The 16,800-nt window shown below is 69.1% G+C and carries 16 protein-coding genes, 1 tRNA gene and 2 pseudogenes; 7 read left to right on the forward strand and 12 right to left on the reverse strand.

The genetic code is table 11. From position 1 onward, the window contains the following. Positions 1-135: 135 nt before the first annotated feature. From QQY66_RS26250 to QQY66_RS26285, 8 genes and pseudogenes are all read right to left on the reverse strand, one after another. Entirely contained in the window at positions 136-426 is a 291-nt protein-coding gene (locus QQY66_RS26250; RefSeq protein ID WP_301982754.1) for a hypothetical protein, read from the reverse strand. A gap of 328 nt (positions 427-754) precedes the next feature. Beyond that, positions 755-2,479 (reverse strand): relaxase/mobilization nuclease domain-containing protein, encoded by a 1,725-nt coding sequence (locus QQY66_RS26255; RefSeq protein WP_301982755.1) that lies wholly within the window; start codon positions 2,477-2,479, stop codon positions 755-757. Continuing rightward, the gene (locus tag QQY66_RS26260) at positions 2,476-3,144 is read right to left on the reverse strand and encodes a mobilization protein (protein ID WP_301982756.1); all 669 of its coding nucleotides are present in this window, start codon (positions 3,142-3,144) and stop codon (positions 2,476-2,478) included. The genes QQY66_RS26255 and QQY66_RS26260 overlap by 4 nt, the downstream gene beginning before the upstream one ends. Before the next feature lie 128 nt (positions 3,145-3,272). Next, a complete protein-coding gene (locus QQY66_RS26265; protein ID WP_301982757.1) occupies positions 3,273-4,268 on the reverse strand; it encodes a DUF2637 domain-containing protein in 996 nt (331 codons plus the stop codon). Positions 4,269-4,557: 289 nt separating this feature from the next. After that, positions 4,558-4,710: pseudogene (locus QQY66_RS26270) on the reverse strand (helicase DnaB); the annotation flags it as partial. A gap of 42 nt (positions 4,711-4,752) precedes the next feature. Further along, positions 4,753-4,989, reverse strand: a pseudogene (locus QQY66_RS26275) (hypothetical protein); the annotation flags it as partial. 92 nt (positions 4,990-5,081) lie between these two features. Continuing rightward, the gene (locus QQY66_RS26280; protein WP_301987495.1) at positions 5,082-5,780 is read right to left on the reverse strand and encodes an ATP-binding protein; all 699 of its coding nucleotides are present in this window, start codon (positions 5,778-5,780) and stop codon (positions 5,082-5,084) included. Next, on the reverse strand, positions 5,777-6,718 hold the full coding sequence (locus QQY66_RS26285) for a hypothetical protein (protein ID WP_301982758.1): 942 nt from the start codon (positions 6,716-6,718) through the stop codon (positions 5,777-5,779). Before QQY66_RS26285 ends, QQY66_RS26280 begins: the two co-directional genes overlap by 4 nt. Before the next feature lie 514 nt (positions 6,719-7,232). Here QQY66_RS26285 and QQY66_RS26290 point away from each other — a divergent pair. From QQY66_RS26290 to QQY66_RS26310, 5 genes are all read left to right on the forward strand, one after another. Next, positions 7,233-7,490 carry a helix-turn-helix domain-containing protein gene (locus tag QQY66_RS26290; protein ID WP_301982759.1) on the forward strand — a complete coding sequence of 86 codons (258 nt, stop codon included), beginning with the start codon at positions 7,233-7,235 and terminating at the stop codon, positions 7,488-7,490. A gap of 134 nt (positions 7,491-7,624) precedes the next feature. Further along, positions 7,625-7,837, forward strand: a complete 213-nt coding sequence (locus tag QQY66_RS26295; RefSeq protein WP_301982760.1) for a helix-turn-helix domain-containing protein — start codon at positions 7,625-7,627, stop codon at positions 7,835-7,837. Beyond that, positions 7,837-8,988 (forward strand): site-specific integrase, encoded by a 1,152-nt coding sequence (locus QQY66_RS26300; RefSeq protein WP_301982761.1) that lies wholly within the window; start codon positions 7,837-7,839, stop codon positions 8,986-8,988. Before QQY66_RS26295 ends, QQY66_RS26300 begins: the two co-directional genes overlap by 1 nt. A gap of 199 nt (positions 8,989-9,187) precedes the next feature. Continuing rightward, positions 9,188-9,838: a hypothetical protein gene (locus QQY66_RS26305; protein WP_301982762.1), complete on the forward strand. Its 651-nt coding sequence runs from the start codon at positions 9,188-9,190 to the stop codon at positions 9,836-9,838. Positions 9,839-9,873: 35 nt separating this feature from the next. Next, the gene (locus tag QQY66_RS26310; protein WP_301982763.1) at positions 9,874-11,028 is read left to right on the forward strand and encodes an XRE family transcriptional regulator; all 1,155 of its coding nucleotides are present in this window, start codon (positions 9,874-9,876) and stop codon (positions 11,026-11,028) included. 400 nt (positions 11,029-11,428) lie between these two features. Here the strand turns inward: QQY66_RS26310 and QQY66_RS26315 are convergent. Continuing rightward, positions 11,429-11,502: transfer RNA gene (locus QQY66_RS26315), tRNA-Gly, on the reverse strand. Positions 11,503-12,013: 511 nt separating this feature from the next. Here QQY66_RS26315 and dcd point away from each other — a divergent pair. Together dcd and QQY66_RS26325 are read left to right on the forward strand one after the other, a co-directional pair. Next, positions 12,014-12,589, forward strand: a complete 576-nt coding sequence (gene dcd, locus QQY66_RS26320) for a dCTP deaminase (RefSeq protein WP_301982764.1) — start codon at positions 12,014-12,016, stop codon at positions 12,587-12,589. Positions 12,590-12,608: 19 nt separating this feature from the next. After that, positions 12,609-13,106: a phosphoribosyltransferase gene (locus QQY66_RS26325; RefSeq protein ID WP_301987496.1), complete on the forward strand. Its 498-nt coding sequence runs from the start codon at positions 12,609-12,611 to the stop codon at positions 13,104-13,106. 63 nt (positions 13,107-13,169) lie between these two features. On the opposite strand, the gene QQY66_RS26330 is transcribed toward QQY66_RS26325, so the two are convergent. The 3 genes from QQY66_RS26330 to QQY66_RS26345 form a co-directional block, all read right to left on the reverse strand. Further along, positions 13,170-13,418, reverse strand: a complete 249-nt coding sequence (locus QQY66_RS26330; RefSeq protein ID WP_301982765.1) for a GntR family transcriptional regulator — start codon at positions 13,416-13,418, stop codon at positions 13,170-13,172. A 773-nt stretch (positions 13,419-14,191) separates the two neighbouring features. Beyond that, positions 14,192-15,169, reverse strand: coding sequence for a Yip1 family protein (locus QQY66_RS26340; protein WP_301982767.1), 978 nt, complete (start codon positions 15,167-15,169; stop codon positions 14,192-14,194). 97 nt (positions 15,170-15,266) lie between these two features. Then, on the reverse strand, positions 15,267-16,724 hold the full coding sequence (locus QQY66_RS26345; protein WP_301982768.1) for an FG-GAP repeat protein: 1,458 nt from the start codon (positions 16,722-16,724) through the stop codon (positions 15,267-15,269). Between the last annotated feature and the right edge of the window lie 76 nt (positions 16,725-16,800).

Consider the following 16,800-nt stretch of genomic DNA (forward strand, 5'->3'; position numbering starts at 1 on the left):
CCACGACGATCAGCGGCGGACGCAAAGGGGCATCGTCCTCGGGCACAGGAAGCACCGCCATACCGCAAACCCGCACAAGCCGCACACGGAGGCACCCAGGTCGAACATTGACCGAAAGGCGCCTCCGCAGCGGCGTTACCCGCGGTGTCCCTGCGGTGCGCCGTCTTGACTGGGAAGCCGAGCGGCGCCGAGAGACGAGGTCGGTGTGCTGTGGCGCGCGGGCCGAGTGGAAGGTGTTTCGACCGCGTCGGCGGGCAGGTCGGCGAAGCGGCGCAGGTGCCAGACGAGGGCGCCGCTGACCGATCCGGCGGTGTCCAGTTCGCGGTGGACGACGGCTTCGGTCAGCAGCTCCTGGGGGTTGTGGCCGGCCTGGTAGGCGTGGATGAGGGTGGCGGCCAAGGCAGGCCAGCCCGGTTCGTTCGCCACCGCCTCGGCGATCTCCGGGGTTGTGGCGCGGAGGAGGGCGGCGGCCCACTCGCGTAGGGGCTGGACCAGGCACAGGCCCTGGGCGTGGGCTCGATCTGTTCACTCAGGAAACGCGCCGCAGCTCCTGTTCCGATTCGGAACGGCCGTGGTGTTCCGAGACGGAACGGGCTGTGTGCTCTCACCGCAGCGGTTCCGGTGATCGTCTCCGGCTCCCCCCTGGGCTCGTGGACGCCGACCTGGAGAAGACGTTCGCCGAGGCCCAGGTCACTCCCCAGGCCCTGGCCCCTCCGCCTTGACCTTGGCAGAAGGGCTCGGTGTATGTGCTGAATCATCGCGCCCTGCGGGGTTGATCGCTTCGACTCGCCGCAGGCGGAGCGGTGTGATCGTTGCCTGGGGCCGCGGTGGTGGTGCGTTGAGGCATCGCGATGGCGTCGGCGGGCAGCTCTGCCATGCGGCGCAGCCGCCACATCAGCACCTCGGAGACCGAGTCCGCGCTCGCAAGCTCACGCCGTCCAGCCGCTTCGGACAGGAGTCCTGCAGGGTCGTGTCCGGCGGCCTCGGCGTCGGCGAGCGTGGCGGCCAGCGCAAACCAGCCCGGCTCAGCCAGAGCCTGTTCCGCCAGCTCCGGCAGTGCCTGGCGGAGGTGAGCAGCCTGTCTCTGGCGCAGCGGCTCGGACAGATGCCGGCCCCGCAGGTACAGCGCGCCCAACGGGATGTCGGTGGCGGCCCGGTAGGCGTTACGCAGGTGCTCGGCAGCCTGGTGGGCAGCCGCGGCCTGCTGGGCGTGGCTCTTCTTTGCGTGCCAGTGAGCGGCGGCGGTGACGAGGAAGAACAGCATGTCGATGGCCATGGCGGTGGCGGCGCCGTCTTCACCGCGGCCGAGAGCGGGCCCGCTGTGGACAAGGTCGCGCGCGGCCTGGCGCAGGGCGCGATCGTGCCCGCGTTCGGCCTTGATGTGAGAACGGGTGGCCCGCTCGAAGGCGAAGGCCGCTTCGCGCAGTTCGGCCCGGGTGTGGGCCGCGGAGGTCTTGGCGAGCGCGTCAAGGACCTCACCGGCCGCGGCGATCTGCGCGGCCACCTGGGCGTCCTCACCGTCATCGACAACCAGCAACGCCTGCCACACGGCGGAGGCAGCCCGCCGTCGAGCCATCGCCGGGCCACTAGATGCCGGGGCTTGGTCCTTCTGGTCTGGGGACGTCTCGGTGCTCTGGGAGGAGGCGCCGCCGACCCAGCGTTCCCGGATGCGGGGCAGGGACAGGTCGGGTGCCAGCGTGGAGCCCGCGTAGAAGACCGGCTCCTTCTCCCCGTTGCGGTCGTCGGGGAGAGCGACCTTGTAGCCGAGCAGGTCGCCGGAGGGGGCGACGCGCTTGCGGATCAGCAGGCCGGCGGCGGCCAGCCGGTCGAAGAACTCCTCCTCGCTCGTCGCGCCTGCCACTGCCCGGCGCACGGTCTCCCGCAGTTCCTCACGCGCTGGCCGGTCCCTGCCTTCGCGTTCGGCCTTGTGGCGCTCCGCGCTCGTTGGCCTCTTGGCCGCAGTGCCGTCGCCGACAGCGACGCGGTGCAGGTCGTAGTCGACCTCGATGCGGCGGGCTTCGTCCTGAGCGCGTCTGCCGGAGCGGTGGTGGTTGGGGCGGCGGCCGTCCTCGCGGACGAGGGTGGCGATGATGTGGATGTGGTCGTCGGCGTGACGGACCGCGGCCCAGCGGCAGCCGGCGCCGTCTCCCGGATCGATGCCGGTGGCAGCGACCATACGGCGGGCGATGTCGGCCCAGTCGGCGTCGGACAGGATGCGGTCGCCGGGGGCGGCGCGTACCGAACAGTGCCAGACGTGGAGGGGCGGGCGCTGGTCGTCATCCAGGAGGTGGAGGGGCTGGTCGAGGATCTGCTGGAGCGCGGTGAGGGTGGCGTTGTCGTCGCGTCCTGGATCGGGGGCGGTGCCGTCGTAGGAGCCGACCAGGTGCGGATCGACGTGCTCTTCCTTCGTGCCCTTGCCGTAGAGGTAGTTGAGCAGGCCGTAGGTGTTGCTGCCCTGGTTATGGATCTTCGGGATCACGCGGCCTCGCCGTACTGGCTGCGGGCCGACCGCGGCTGAGGGCTGCTCGGGTCGATCAAGGCGATGAACCGCTGGACGGCCTCGTCGACGCGGTCGCGCGTGGTGGACACCTGGTCGATGACGTCGTTCAGATACGGCACGTCCGCGTCGGAGTTGAGGGCTGCTGCGGCCTGGTTGAGCAGGTTGCCGTACTGGGTGAGGGCGCGGCGGGCGGCGAACAGCTCCTGGAGGACATGGCGGTTGTCGGCGATCGCAGCGGTGACGCCGGTCAGGTCGCGGGCGGCAGCGAGGCCGGACTGGGCCAGGAACCCGGCCAGAGTGAGGCTCGCGGCCTGCGCGCCGGCCTCGGCGAGGGCTCGTTCGCTGTCGCTGAGCCGCACGCTGACCGCCGGTCGTTGTCTCGGCTTGCGGGAGCGGGCTCGCGGCTTACCCGGCGAGGGCACGGCGGGCCGCTCGTGCTCGCCCTGCTGCGGTCCGCCCTCGGTCGCAGCTTCTCCGACCGGTGCCCCCTGGCTCCGGTCGTCGGCCTCCGCCGCCCCTGGGGCGGTGGCCGGTTGGGACGCGCCCCCTGCGGGGGAGTGTCCCAACTTCCAACTTGCTGGCGCTGAGGTGGGGGTGTTGATCTCCTTTTGGGCGTCGTGGAGTTCATGGTGCGAGTCGTGCATGGAGTAGTTCTCCGTGGGGTGTTGGTGGCGGGCGCTTCGTTGTGGCGCGGCCCTCGTGTCCCCGCGCTTCGCTGCACGGGGACACGAGGTGAGCCGGAAGGGTGGGGCGATCAGGGCGACCGCAGGCGTCAGGCTGCGCTGGCGGGGGCCGTGTCGAGTTGCCTCTGCGGCTGGGAGGCGGCTTCGTCGAGTCCGTCGAGGGGTTCGGTCTCGAAGTCGTCGTACGCGACGGGCTCGACCTGGCTGGTGCGCTCGGCCTGCAGCTGGTCGCGCAGGGCGCGGGCCCGCTTCTGGCCGATCCGTAGTTCGCTGCGCAGACGCTCGGCACTCAGCCGGTCGTCGCTCCAGTCGGCCGTCAGGAGCCGGGCCTCGTCGAGGACTTCGGCGTCGGTGCGCGTGCGGTCGGCGGTCGACTTGACGGTGGTCTGGACCCGACCGGTCGCCCGACGCGGGGCGGCTCCGGTCGACTCCACCACGGTGGCCGACCGGGGCGGTCGGGCAGCGGGGGCCGACTTGTCGGCCTCGGTCGGGCTCGTTGCGGGTGCCTCGGCGACCTTCGCAGAGGTCGACCCGGTCGGCTGTTCGGAGGCCGATTCGGCCTGGTCAGGAGCCGACCGCGCGGCCTGCTCGCTAGCCGACTCGTCAGCTTGCTTGCTGACCGACTGGGCAGAGGCCGCTTCGACAGAGTCAGCCGACTCGGGGTTGTGGTGCAGCACCTTCGCCACGAGGTCCGACCCGAAGTAGATCGACCCGACCGGGAGCGAGGTCGCCAGCAGCACAAGGGCCCAGTTCGCGGGGTCCCAGTCGACCAGTCGACCCCACCGAATCGCCCCGGTGTGCAGCGCCGGAACGAGGCCGTGCACGTAGTTCAACAGGAGGCTGGCGACCGTGTAGGTCGCCAGGACCCGCAGCGCGAACTTCCGGTCGTTACCGGTCAGCACAAGCGTGGCGACCAGCGCGAGGGCCATCAGCCCGTCGACAACGATCGGATAGAGCAGGGCAGCGGTGGAGTCGGCGCCGATGGCGCGAGCCACGTCGGACAGCGCGTTCCACGAGACCCGGAAGGCCATGAGGACGACGGCCACCAAGCCGACGACGAGGGCGATGCGTGCATTGCGCTTCACATGGCGACGCCCAGTGGGTGCGAGTGCTCGGCGGCCGGGGCGCGCGCAGAGCAGGGAGATGGCGGAGCGGATGCTGCGGCGGCTGCGTATGGCTGCCGGGGTGCTCGGGGCAGGGGAGTGCAAGGGGCTCCAGGGGTGGTGCGGTGGGGCTTGTGGGGTGGGAGTGAGGGGCGTTCATGCAGGGGGCGTACACACGGGCTCCTTCTAAAGGGGGCCCCGCGCGTGATCGCTAAGGACCGTGTACGGCGTGGACGCTCGCGTGATCGCTTCACACGGGCCGAGAGGAGGCTCAGCCGAGCGCAGTGAGGTGGCGTGCGGAGGCGTAGTAGCGGGTCTGCTGTCCGCCTCCGGCTCCTCCGGCGACGCCGTCGGCCTTGGTGGCCAGGCCGCTGCCGACCATGCGGGTCAGGTGGCGCCGTGCCTTCTCCACGTCGGCGCGCTCGATGGTGCCGCCCATGTCGAGGTAGTCGGCGGCGAAGTGTCAGCTGGTGTCCGCGCTGTAGGCGGTGCAGCCGATCGCGGCGACAGCGGTAACTGGGATCGCGGCGGTGCGACGTCGCTGCCCGTTGCCGGGCTTGCGGGCGCGCTGCCACCGCCATCCAGCGGTCAGGGCGAGGGCGACGAGCAGCAGTACGGCGGCGGTGGGCGAGGTGATCCAGTGCGCCAGGGACGCTGACGGAGTCTCTTCGGCGCTTGTGGGCACGTTGTTGCCGGAAGTCATGCAGGGGCTCTCCAAGGGCTCGCGCGTGCGAGGGCATGCCTGAGCGCGGGCGGGGTGAGATGAGTGTGGGAAGGGGAGACGCGGTGCTGCCGTCAGGCGGCGGGCGTGGTACGGCGTCGGTCTGGGCCGGTGAGGACGACGCGTTCGGTCATCTCGGCGAGGCGGGAGGCGACGCGGTCGCCGAGCGCGGTGCGGAGCTCAGCGGTGGGGAGGTTGGTGGTGATGAGGGTGGGGAGCATGTGCTCGTACCGGTGGTTGATCAGCCGGTAGGTGAGCTCCTCGGTCCACTCACTGGTCTTGGCCGCCCCGAGGTCGTCCAGAAGCAGCAGTGGGCAGCGGACCAGCGTCTGCAGCTCCCGTTCGCCGTCGTGCCCGGCACGGGGACGCAGGCGCGCGTGCAGATCAGCGCTGGTGGTCGCTTCCCAGCGCAGGCGGACGCCACGGCTGAGGAGGGTTCGGACGGCGCCGTACGCCTGGTACGTCTTGCCGGTGCCGGTAGGGCCGGCGATCAGCAGCGACGGACCCTCGGCGATACCGGGGCCACCAGGGCCGGGACGTCCGACGCGGGCGATCTCGTCGGCCCAGGCGATGACCTGCGGGTGGTCGGCCAAGGCACGGCGGTAGCGGGCAGGAATCCGGGCATCGGCCAGCTCCAGCGCGGTGACGGGCTCGGCCTGCGACTCCTCGGCGGCAACGGTGGCTGGGTCGATGCCGCGACCGGCCAGGATGCCGTCGAGCCGGTCGGCAATCGCACCGACCCGGCGGGGCTCGCGGGTGAGGGTGGCGGTCAGAGGTCACCTCCGAAGGCGGCTTCGACATCGGTGGGGTTTGTCCACGCCCTGTGGACAACCGGCGCGGTTGGCGTGGCGAGGGTCGCGTTCATGGCCTCGTGCACGAGGCTCGGCAGGACGCTCGGGGACAGGCCCTTGGCCCGGTGGCGTTCGAGCCCGTCGCGGATGTGGGCGGGAGCGATGCCCTCGTCGAGCAGCTTCTTCACCACCCGGCTGAGGTGGCCCAGGAAGTCGCTCGGTGGGCGGTGGTTGCACCCGGCGACGTATTCGCGAATGAGCTGCTGAGCCGAGACGGTGTCGGGCGCGGGGGCGCTTGCGCCCCCCGAAGGGGTATTTCCTAGATCCATGGTCCTAGGTCCTAGATCCGGACCGTGAGGCGTCACCACTGCCTCACTGAGTCGCCCCTGCTCCCTCACGGAGGGCTCCGTGAAATCGCTCTGACCTGCGAATTCGTCATCGGCGCCGGGATTCACCGCAGGCTTGCGCACTTCTCCGGAGCCTTCACGGAGAGTTCCGTGAGGCTGCGGTGAGGGCTCCGTGATGCCAGCTCCCGCAGTCAGAGCGGCGACGCCTGGCACGCCGCCGGCGGGGGCGTCGTGGTGCGGACAGGCGGGGAGGCGGCTCTTGCTGGGCCGGTTGATCTTCTGGTGCTGATGCCAGGTGACGACGTGCAGGTACCGCTTGTCGTCCGGCCCCTTGTAGCGGCAGATCAGTCCGGCGTCGGCGAGCTGGGCGAGGTCCGTCTCGACGTCCGAGGGCCCGTGCTCGGGGCGCAGCACCCACAGCTGTCCGGCGATGATCGCGGCGTGGTCGCGGTGGCGGCCCTGGTCGTCGGCCTGGGTGAGCAGGCCGAGGAAGGTGCGCTCGGCGGTCAGGGAGACGGCGGCCAGGGATTCGGAGACGAAGGCTTCGGGCTTGATGGTGCGGATTCGTGCCAAGAGGGGCGGTTCCTCGCTCGGTTGCAGGCGGGCAGGAGCCCACGGTTCACCGTGGATGGGCGGTACGGGTGTCAGGGGGAGGGGAGTTGGCCGGTCGGCGGCGCGGGGCGCACTGATGGCCGCTCACGCTTTCCGGGGGTGTCGTCAACATAGCCACACCCGGGCCGCGCAAGTCCAGCCCAATCCCGCGCAATCTCTCACGGCAGAAAGGCTGCCGAAAAAGAAGGCGGTGGAGGGGCGGTCCCAAAACGGTAGGGCACGATCGCCGGTTGACCAAATAGTTGCCCTGGATGCCGAGCCAGAAGCATCACATCGGGAAGCCGTTGACGCACCGCCGACGGGGAAGCTACAACACAACACCCCACGTCAGAGCACCCTCAGAGTGTCGATCGACGTGCCGGTTTTCGACACCTTTCCGCACCCCCTGAAGCCCCTTCGCGCCGAACTGCGGAGCGCAACATAGACGACGATCCCCGGTTAACCAAACCGGGGAATGGACGCTACAAATGGAGCCATGGCAGCACGCTCATTGGAAATAGGACCCGCAGGGATACGGGCCGCCCGCACCATCGAAATCCTCCGTACCCAACGAGGCTTGTCACAACGCCAGCTCGCCGGCCGCGTGACCGCGCTCGGCCACCCGATGTCCAACACCATGCTGTCCCGCATCGAACGCGCCCAGCGCCGATGCGACATCGACGACCTCATCGCGATCGCCGAGGCGCTTCACGTCTCAGCCCCTGTGCTCCTGCGCGGCTGGCCCACCGCCTGAAGCACCACCCGCCACACCGAGGCTCGGCTTTCCCCTGTCACCGCAGAGTGAGGACCCACCGCCCTTGCACCGTCCGGCAATACCCCCTGCCTGTGCCCGTATCCAGCGCTCGGCCCCGAAGGAGGTGATCACCAATGGCTGACCGTCTCCTGACCGTGGCCGAGGCAGGCGAGATGCTGGGAACCAGCGAGCGCTTCGTCCGTCGCTTGGTCGCCGAGCGCCGTATCCGCTACGTCAAGCTCGGCCGCCCGGTCCGCATCCCCGAGAGCGCGGTCGCCGAGTACATCGACGCGCGCACCGTCGAGCCGGTCCGCCGCACCCGCGCCCGCTACGGGAAGGCGGCCTGATGGCACGACGCAAGCCGCAGCGGCGGCGCGAGTTCGGCACGGTACGCAAGCTCGCCTCCGGCCGGTGGCAGGCCCGCTACCTCGGCCCGGACGGAGAGCGGTACACCGCACCGGAGACGTTCGAGACCAAGTCCGACGCCCAGGACTGGCTCAACCTCACCCGCGCCGACATCGAGCGCAACGTATGGCGCGACCCGGACGTCGGCGCGGTCAACTTCGAGAAGTACGCACTGCGTTGGATGGAGGAGCGCGGCCTGGCCCCGACGACCGTCGACCGCTACGACGGCCTGCTGCGCCTGCATATCCTGCCGACGTTCGGCGGCAAGGACCTGGACGAGATCACACCGCCCTCTGTCCGCACGTGGCGAGCCGAGCGCCTGACGGCGACCGGTGCCACCACGGTCGCCAAGTCGTACCGCCTGCTGAAGGCCATCTTCCAGACGGCAGTCGATGACGACCTCCTGCGTACCAACCCGTGCCGCATCAAGGGCGCAGGCAAGGAGGAGGCCGACGAACGCCCCACCGCGACCATCGAGCAGGTCTTCGACCTCGCTGACGCCATGGGCCCACGCTGGCGCCTGATGGTTCTGCTCGGAGCCTTCGCCTCCCTTCGCCCCGAGGAGCTGGCCGAACTGCGCCGTCACAGTGTCGATATCGACGAATGCTCGTTGCGCGTCACGCAGGCGTCCCCCGAGCTGACCAATGGCAAGCGCGTCACCGGAGACCCCAAGACCCGGGCGGGCAAGCGCACGGTCTACCTGCCGGACTTCCTGAAGCCCGAGCTGCGCCGACACCTGCAATGGTTCGCGGAGAAGGAGAGGGGCGGCCTCCTCTTTGTCGGCGAGAAGGGCGCCCCCTTCCGCCGCTCGACCTTCGGCCGCAAGTGGCGCAAGGCGCGCACCAAGGTCGGCATGCCGGACAACTTCCGCTTCTACGACCTGCGCCACACCGGCAACACCCTCGCCGCCGACACCGGCGCCAAGCTGAAGGACCTCATGGTCCGCGCCGGCCAGTCCTCGGAGCGGGCCCAGCTGATCTACCAGCACTCGACGGTGAAGCATCAGCGGAGGCTGGCGCAGGGGATCGACGCCGAGGTACGCGCACAGCTCCGTGAGGCAGCTGGCGACCGGCAGAATGCCCACGAGGCGTAACACCCTGGTGTCCTTACGGGGCCCGTCCGGTCAAACCGGCCGGGCCCTGTCCTCTGAGCTGCCAGTTTAGGAGAAAGGGGCACCGGCTGAGGCGGCTTACCTCAACCTGTACGGCACTGACCAGGCTTATTTCTTGATTTCCCACCTCATTTGAGGGAGGATTTCCGGAAGTCGAGTGGGGTGTGTCGGGAGGTAGGGCATGACCGTCGTGCATGCGGAGGACCGCCAGGTCCGTGACCGGCTCGCCGAACTGGGTCTGTCGGTCCAGGGGATCGACGGCGCCCTGCGTCGGGCCGAATCGGAGCGCAACTTCTGCACGCCGCTGGATCCTGTCTCACTGCCCGGCAACATCTTCTGGGGTCGCACGATTCGATTCCTGCGGGAGACGTACATCCCGGAGGGTTGGACCAGCGCCAGCCCCAGCAACGTTCCACTGCTCGTCGCGCCCTCCGGCGACTTCGCCATCGCGGCCTCCAGCGGCAGCTCGGAGACCGGATATGCAGCCCTCACGCCGTCCACCCGCTACCCGAAGGGCAATGCGGTGATGAAGCGGGTGGAGGCCAATCGGCAGCTCCTGCTGTTCGGTGAGACCGATGTGGAGCCCGAGCAGCAGGAAGCCGGTAACGGCATCCCGACATGGTTCCTGCTCTACCACCACTTGAAGACCGATCAGGGGACGCGGCTGCACGCCGAGCTTTCGTTTCCGAACGCCCCGGGCAGCCGTGGCAAGATCAGCAGCTGGTACGAGCGGATCATCCTCCCTTGGATCGACTTCGAGGGCTTCACTCCGTTCGTCGACGATGCCGACGACCAGGGCGGCATCGACATCCCGATCGAGCGCCTGCCCTGACCGTCCCGCCCAGACCTCCTCACTTGGCTCCTCCCATGACCACCGCATCCCGGCTAGTCCTGGCGCGCAAGCGCCGAGGGCTGACCGTCACCCGACTCGCCCAGATGGCCGGCCTGACGCCACGCAGGCTGTCCGACTTCGAGAACGGACGGGCCACTCCAAGCCCTCCGTCGCTTGAGGCGATCGCGACAGCGCTGGAGTTCCCCCCTTCCTTCTTCAGCGCCGAGGAGGTCGCCGAGCTGACCGTCGACTCGGTCAGCTTCCGTGCCCTGAGCAAGATGACGGCCTCCCAACGGGACATCGCCCTCAGCTCCGGACGGTTGGCGCGCGCTCTGCAGGACTGGATGGGCGCGCACTTCCGCCTGCCTGCCCCCGACATCCCGTCGCTGACCTCGTTCAGCCGCCTGGGCTCGGACGAGGATCAGATCCCCCATCCCGGGGAGGCGGCCGGCACAGACGTCCCAGCGGAGGAAGCCGCCTCCCTCGTGCGCGCACGCTGGGGGCTCGGGAACGCACCGATCCCGAACGTGGTGCACCTGTTGGAGGCGCACGGCGTCCGCGTCTTCTCCCTCTCCAGGGACTGCCCTGAAGTCGACGCGTTCTCCTTCTGGGACCGAGGGATCCCGTTCGTTCTGCTGAGCACCGAGAAGACAGCGGAACGCGGGCGCTTCGACGCCGCCCACGAACTCGGACACCTCGTCCTGCACGGCGAGGAACAGATGCTGCACGGCCCACAGGCCGAGGCGGAAGCGCACCGGTTCGCAGCCGCATTCCTCATGCCGCGGGCGGACGTCCTCGCCCACGCGCCGCATGGCGCGAGCACGAGTTGGATCCTCCAGGCCAAGCGCCGTTGGAAGGTCGCAGCCATGGCGCTCGCACACCGGCTGCACGAACTGGGCTTGACCACGGAATGGCAGTACCGCACCCACTGCGTGGAACTCGGGCGTCTCGGCTACCGCAAGTCGGAGCCTCACAGCGGAGTCGCCCGCGAGACCTCCCAGGTGCTGGGCAAGGTGTTCACTGCCCTGCGCAGTGAGGGAACGCGGCCTGCCGACGTGGCTTGCGAGCTTCACCTCCGGCCTGCCGATCTCAACGACCTGATCTTCGGGCTCGTTGTCACCGCGCAGGAGGGAGGGGGGCAACGGCACGGCGGTGAACACAACAGGCCGCAGCTGTCTGTGGTCCGCTGACATGTCGTCCGGCGAGATCGAGGACGGGATCCATGGCTTGCTCGTCGACCTAGGCGTGGGCCACAACACGTCACACCCGCTACGGCTGTGCGCCTCCCTGCGCCGCAGCCTGGCGACGGGGCGGTGTTGGGGGAACCGTCGGCGAAGGGCCGTGCACGCCTCATCCGTGAACTGCTGCTTTGCGTAAGCGACTTCGCAGCCGCGCCATGTGGCAGTGGCGCAGGTCACACGAAATGCGTCTCGCCATTTGAGACGCTTGAGGGGTGAGTTACCCGAAGCGGCCCGTGAATACCCCTGAAGTGGCGGCTTCATCTCGACTTAGGGCACGCAGAGGGCATGGAGCCCTCAAAATGGTCTAGACAACAAACAAACCCCAGGTCGCTGACCTGGGGTTTCATCGTGGAGCGGGTGACGAGAATCGAACTCGCGCTCTCAGCTTGGGAAGCTGATGTTCTACCATTAAACTACACCCGCGTAAGACGCCGGTCGGGACCGGTGTCGGAACGCGTCGTCACTTTACCTCATGTCGGGCCCCCGGTGCTGAAGCCGTGGGGCCCGAGGGTGTTTTGAGGGGGCGATGGGGCTGCGGGGGGCGGGAGTTGGGGCGTACGGTGGAGGGGTGGAGCAGGGTCTGGGTGGGGTCGGAGTGCCCCCTGGATGGTCGTCCCTTTCATCCCGTAATGTGGCCTTTCGTCGTCCGGCGGGCAGCAGCCGGACGCGGCTCTTGGGGAAGGGACTCTAGGACTTGATGGAGCGCACCGTCGTCCGTTGTGCCGATGGGCACGTGTTCAGCACCGGATCGTTCCCGATGCAGCAGGCCGACCGCCTCGGACCCGGACGGCTCGTCCGATGTCCGCGGTGCGCCCGGCTCCGCAGTGTCGTGCCGGTGACTCTTGAGAAGCGGTAACTCGCGGTAAGTAGTACGCCAGCGCGCGCGGAGTCGTCCGATTGTGGTGGCTCCGCGCGCCTTGCGTATCCTCGGGACGTGCTTCTCTCAGACAAGGACATCCGGGCCGAGATCGACGCCGGACGAGTACGGATCGATCCCTATGACCAGACCATGGTGCAGCCGTCCAGCGTCGATGTGCGGCTGGACCGGTACTTCCGGGTGTTCGAGAATCACCGGTACCCCCACATCGACCCCTCCGTCGAGCAGGCCGATCTGACGCGGCTGGTGGAGCCGGAGGGTGACGAGCCGTTTATCCTCCACCCCGGCGAGTTCGTCCTCGCCTCGACGTACGAGGTCATCACCCTCCCCGATGATCTTGCCTCCCGGCTGGAGGGCAAGAGTTCTCTCGGACGGCTCGGCCTGGTCACCCACTCCACCGCCGGCTTCATCGATCCCGGCTTCTCCGGGCACGTGACGCTGGAGCTGTCCAACCTCGCCACGCTCCCCATCAAGCTCTGGCCCGGCATGAAGATCGGCCAGCTGTGCATGTTCCGGCTCAGCTCGCCCGCCGAGTTCCCGTACGGCAGCGAGCGGTACGGGTCGAGGTATCAGGGGCAGCGCGGGCCCACCGCCTCCCGGTCCTACCTCAACTTCCACCGGACGCAGGTGTGACGGCGACATGGACGGCGGCATGAGCGGCATACGGGAGAACCTGACCTACGAGGCGTTCGGCACCGCCGTACGCGAACTCGCGCAGGCCATCGCCGACGACGGATACGAGCCCGACGTTGTACTTTCCATCGCCCGGGGCGGGGTCTTCGTCGCGGGCGGGCTGGCCTATGCGCTCGACTGTAAGAACATCCATCTCGTCAACGTCGAGTTCTATGAGGGTGTTGGTAAGACGCTGGACATGCCGGTCATGCTGCCGCCCGTGCCCAACGCGGTCGACTTCAGCTCGAAGAAGATCCTCGTCGCCGACGATGTCGCCGACACCGGGAAGACCCTCAAGCTCGTGCACGACTTCGCGCTGGCGCACGCGGCGGAGGTCCGCTCGGCCGTGATCTACGAGAAGCCGCAGTCGCTGGTGAAGTGTGAGTATGTGTGGAAGACGACTGATCGCTGGATTAACTTCCCGTGGTCGGTCCTGCCTCCTGTCGTGCAGCGGGACGGGCAAGTGTTGGACGCCTGACACACTCCCGGCCGGGCCTCGTGTGTGTGAAGCATGCGGGGCCCTTGTTCGTCTCCCGGTCTGTCAGCGCCGCGTCCGACGGGGAGGCGGGCCGAATGGCCGCTGCTTCGCAAGGGAGACGGCTTCGTCGGCAAGGAACGTGCCGAGCCCCTTGATACGCCGGATCAGCCCGGCCCGTTTCAGATGGCCCATGACCTTGTCGGCGGTGGATGTCGCGATGCCGAACTCGGCCGAGAGTTCAGCCACGGACGGGAGTCGGTCAGCCGTTGTGTACCGGCCTTGGGCGATCTGATGCGAGACCGCTGCGGCCACCTGCTGCCAGACCGTACTTCAGTGGCTTGCTCGACCCTCGCTGGGCTAATGGCAAGGGGCGGCCAGTTGCCGCCTGGCGAGAAAGGCGGCGCGGCATGGAAGAGGGCAACCCGATGGCCTGCGTGAACCCGATGGTTGGTCATGGCTGGGCAACGCCGTCGGAGAGGAGCTTCGCGGACTGCTGGGAGGAATGGCTGGGGTTCGGAACGAGGGAGAAGTCCTCGCTCGTATCCCGGGAAGTCGGTCAAAGTGGGTGGTCGGAAGGAGGCGGCTTATCGTGCTGTGAGTCCCACCGAGGTGCCGACCACGGCGGAGATCATGGCCATCTACGGAACGATGTGGCCGCACTGCAAGTCGACGGTGTGGATTCGGGCCGGGTGCGGGCTTCGGGTCGGTGAAGCGCTCGCGTTCTCGGAGGCGCACTGTGCGATGCGCGAGGGCTGGTATTTCATCCAGAACCAGCTGACCACTTTCGGCCTGAATGACGAAGTGGCAGCAGGCGGTGGACGAGGCCGGTCTCGCGGGGCGTGGCTACACGCCGAAGAGCCTGCGGCACTACTTCGCTTCCATGGCACCTGCCGCCGGGATTCCGTTGTACGAGGTCTCGCGACGGCTCGGGCACAGTTCGACCAAAGTGACCGAGCAGGTCTGTGCCCACTTGGTCGAGGGCGCTGTGGCCCGGATCACCGATGCGTTCGAGGGGGCCATGGGGGGGTCCGGCACCGAGACGAACGGTGCCGGACTCCTTTATGCGCGTACGCGTGCGGACGTGACTAGAACGTACCCAGCTTCACGATCGACAGGATGGCGATCAGCTGGATCGCGGACGCGCCGAGGGCCTTGGGCCACGGGAGGTCGTGGGAGCGCCTGACCATGACGGTGAGGAGGGCGCCGGCCGCTACCCAGGTGGCCCAGCCGAGGAGCTGGACGAAGGGGGCGTCGCCGCCGAGGAACATGGCGACGACGAGGCGGGGGGCGTCGGTGATGGACATGATCAGCATGGAGAGGCCGACCGTGGGCTGCCAGGCGCCGTCGCCGCCGAGCTGGCGGGCCAGGGTGTGGGTGACCACGCCCAGGACGAAGGCGGACAGGACCATCGCCACCGCAGTGGTCAGGACGATCGGGACCGCGTTCGAGAGGGTCGCGTTGATCGCTTCCTCGCGGGCGCCGTCGAAGCCGAAGACCGCCAGCAGGCCGTAGAGGAAGGTCACGATGAGGGCGGGGCCCCACATCGTGTAGTCGCGCATCTGGAGGAAGGTCTGGTTGGGGGCGACGACTATGCCCCTCAGCAGCTCCTTCCAGTGCAGCCGCGGGCCGATGGGGGCGGACGGCGCGGTCGAGCCCGCGTGGTACGTCCCGCCCTGGTTGTACGGCTCCTCGCCGACCGAGAACGCCTGGGTGTGACCTGGGTTGTTGGCCGCGTACGGGTCCGGCCCGGGGTGCGGTGCGTACCCGCCGCCGTCGCCGAAGTACTCCGGCTCGTCGTAGCCCCCCGCGCCCCGGCCGCCGCCGTTGCCCTGCGGCCACTGCTGTTGCGGGGCGTACGGCTGCTGCGGCGCCGTGGGATTGCCGTGCGGCGGACCCTGCGGGGCCTGTCCGTACGGAGGTTGTTGCGGTCGTGCGTGAGGAGCGCCGTTGCTTCGGCCGCGTCCGATCCTGAATCCAGCCACGTCTTCGAACGTACCTGGTTCCCGAGAGCCACGTGCCGGGCCCGGGGTTTCGGGCCCGGCTTTGCGGCCGAGCTGTGACATCCCCTAAGGGGGAGACGGGGCTGTTCTCCGTGGTCGGTCAGGGTGTCGCCCTAGGGACGGGCTCTGGACCAGCCGTGTCAGCCGGTGTCGTCCGGTGTCAGCCGGTGAGAGCGGCACCGAACGCCCCGTACGTGCGCGAGAGCCCGAACGTGCCCGGGCCGAAGGACTTCGCGCCGGAGGTGGTGATGCCGCTCGCGGAGCCCCGCAGCGCGGTCACCGCGCCGACGCCCTCGTCCTCGAAGCCCGCCGTGATCGTCAGGTCGGCGCGGCCGTCCTTGCTGACGTCGGTGAGCAGGACCTCCGAGCCGAAGTAGTCCGTGGACTCCGCGGTGCCGGGGACGCCGGGGGTGTTCTGGGAGAACGTGCGGGCGCCGGTGCGGGAGACGCCGGAGGCCGAGCCGTTCATCAGGACGACGAGGCCCGTGTCCTCGGCCGCGCCGATGTCCTTGAAGGTGACGCCGATGGCGAGTTCGCCGTAGCCGTCGCCGTTGACGTCGCCGATGGAGAGGGAGCCGCCGAAGTTGTCGCGTGCCTTGTCGGTGCCGGGAACTCCCGTGGAGGCCTGGGTGAGTTCGGCCATGGGGGCGTCGCCGTTGATGGGGCCGCCCCGGCTGCCGCGGATGACGACGACCTTGCCGCCGAGGCTGCCGGTGTGGTCGTTCTCCTTCTCGAAGACGTTGCCGATGGCGATCTCGTCGTAGCCGTCGCCGTTGATGTCGCCGAGGGCCAGGGTGGTGCCGCCGTTCAGCGGGCGCGGCTGGGTGACGACGACGCCGGTGGAGGCGCCGAGGTAGGCGGCGCCCTTGGACCAGCTGCCCGACTCGTGCGAGTCGAGCGCGGTGCGGTAGGTGAGCACCAGGTCGGCCTTCTTGTCGCCGTTGGTGTCGCCCGCGTCCATCGCGTCGATGCCGAACTCCGCCTTCTCCGGCGTGGTGACCTTCTGCGTGCCGCCGGTGGTGCCGGACTTGGTGAAGCCGCCCTTGACGATGTACGCGTACGAGGCGCTGGTGCCGGAGGCCAGGTCGGCCTTCTTGTCGCCGTTGAAATCTCCGGCGGCCAGTACGGTGCCCCAGCCGTCGGCCCTGGTGGGCGTCGGGTCCTTCACGGACGTACCGTTCTTCAGGCCGCTCGCCGAGCCCCACAGCACGGTGATCGAACCGGCGCCGTTGTTCTCGCCGGGAGCGCCCACCGCGAGGTCCGTGTAACCGTCGCCGTTGAGGTCGGCCACGGCGAGCGCCTGGCCGAAGGTGTCCTCGGCCTCGGCGGTGCCGGGGACGCCGGCGGTGTTCTGGCTGACGACGGTGCGCTTGGCTGTGTTGAGGCCGGAGGCGCCGCCGTAGACGACGGCGACATAGCCGGCCATGCCCTTGCCGGCGACCTTCGCGTAGGGGGCGGCGAAGGCGACGTCGCCGTAGCCGTCGCGGTTGAAGTCCGCCTCGTAGGCGCGGGGCGAGGTGGCGGCGCTCGCCGTGGAGGCCGAGAAGGTGAGCAGCCCGCCCGTCAGCGCGGCGGCGGTGACCGTCGCGAGGGCGAGTCTGGGGTGGTGTCTGATCATGGGGGTCTCCTGAGATCTGGTGGGAAGCGGCGGTCGTGGGTCGTCCCGGAGCTCACCGCGTCGGACGTGGTGCGCC

The sequence above is a fragment of the Streptomyces sp. DG2A-72 genome, from assembly GCF_030499575.1.
Lineage (GTDB): Bacteria > Actinomycetota > Actinomycetes > Streptomycetales > Streptomycetaceae > Streptomyces.

What these genes read in the sequence shown, in the direction of transcription:
- QQY66_RS26260 (WP_301982756.1), bottom strand. Translation starts at nt 3,144, where the DNA reads ATGCACGACTCGCACCATGAACTCCACGACGCCCAAAAGGAGATCAAC.
- QQY66_RS26290 (WP_301982759.1), top strand. Translation starts at nt 7,233, where the DNA reads ATGGCAGCACGCTCATTGGAAATAGGACCCGCAGGGATACGGGCCGCC.
- QQY66_RS26295 (WP_301982760.1), top strand. Translation starts at nt 7,625, where the DNA reads ATGGCTGACCGTCTCCTGACCGTGGCCGAGGCAGGCGAGATGCTGGGA.
- QQY66_RS26300 (WP_301982761.1), top strand. Translation starts at nt 7,837, where the DNA reads ATGGCACGACGCAAGCCGCAGCGGCGGCGCGAGTTCGGCACGGTACGC.
- QQY66_RS26305 (WP_301982762.1), top strand. Translation starts at nt 9,188, where the DNA reads ATGACCGTCGTGCATGCGGAGGACCGCCAGGTCCGTGACCGGCTCGCC.
- QQY66_RS26310 (WP_301982763.1), top strand. Translation starts at nt 9,874, where the DNA reads ATGACCACCGCATCCCGGCTAGTCCTGGCGCGCAAGCGCCGAGGGCTG.
- QQY66_RS26325 (WP_301987496.1), top strand. Translation starts at nt 12,609, where the DNA reads ATGAGCGGCATACGGGAGAACCTGACCTACGAGGCGTTCGGCACCGCC.
- QQY66_RS26340 (WP_301982767.1), bottom strand. Translation starts at nt 15,169, where the DNA reads ATGTCACAGCTCGGCCGCAAAGCCGGGCCCGAAACCCCGGGCCCGGCA.
- QQY66_RS26345 (WP_301982768.1), bottom strand. Translation starts at nt 16,724, where the DNA reads ATGATCAGACACCACCCCAGACTCGCCCTCGCGACGGTCACCGCCGCC.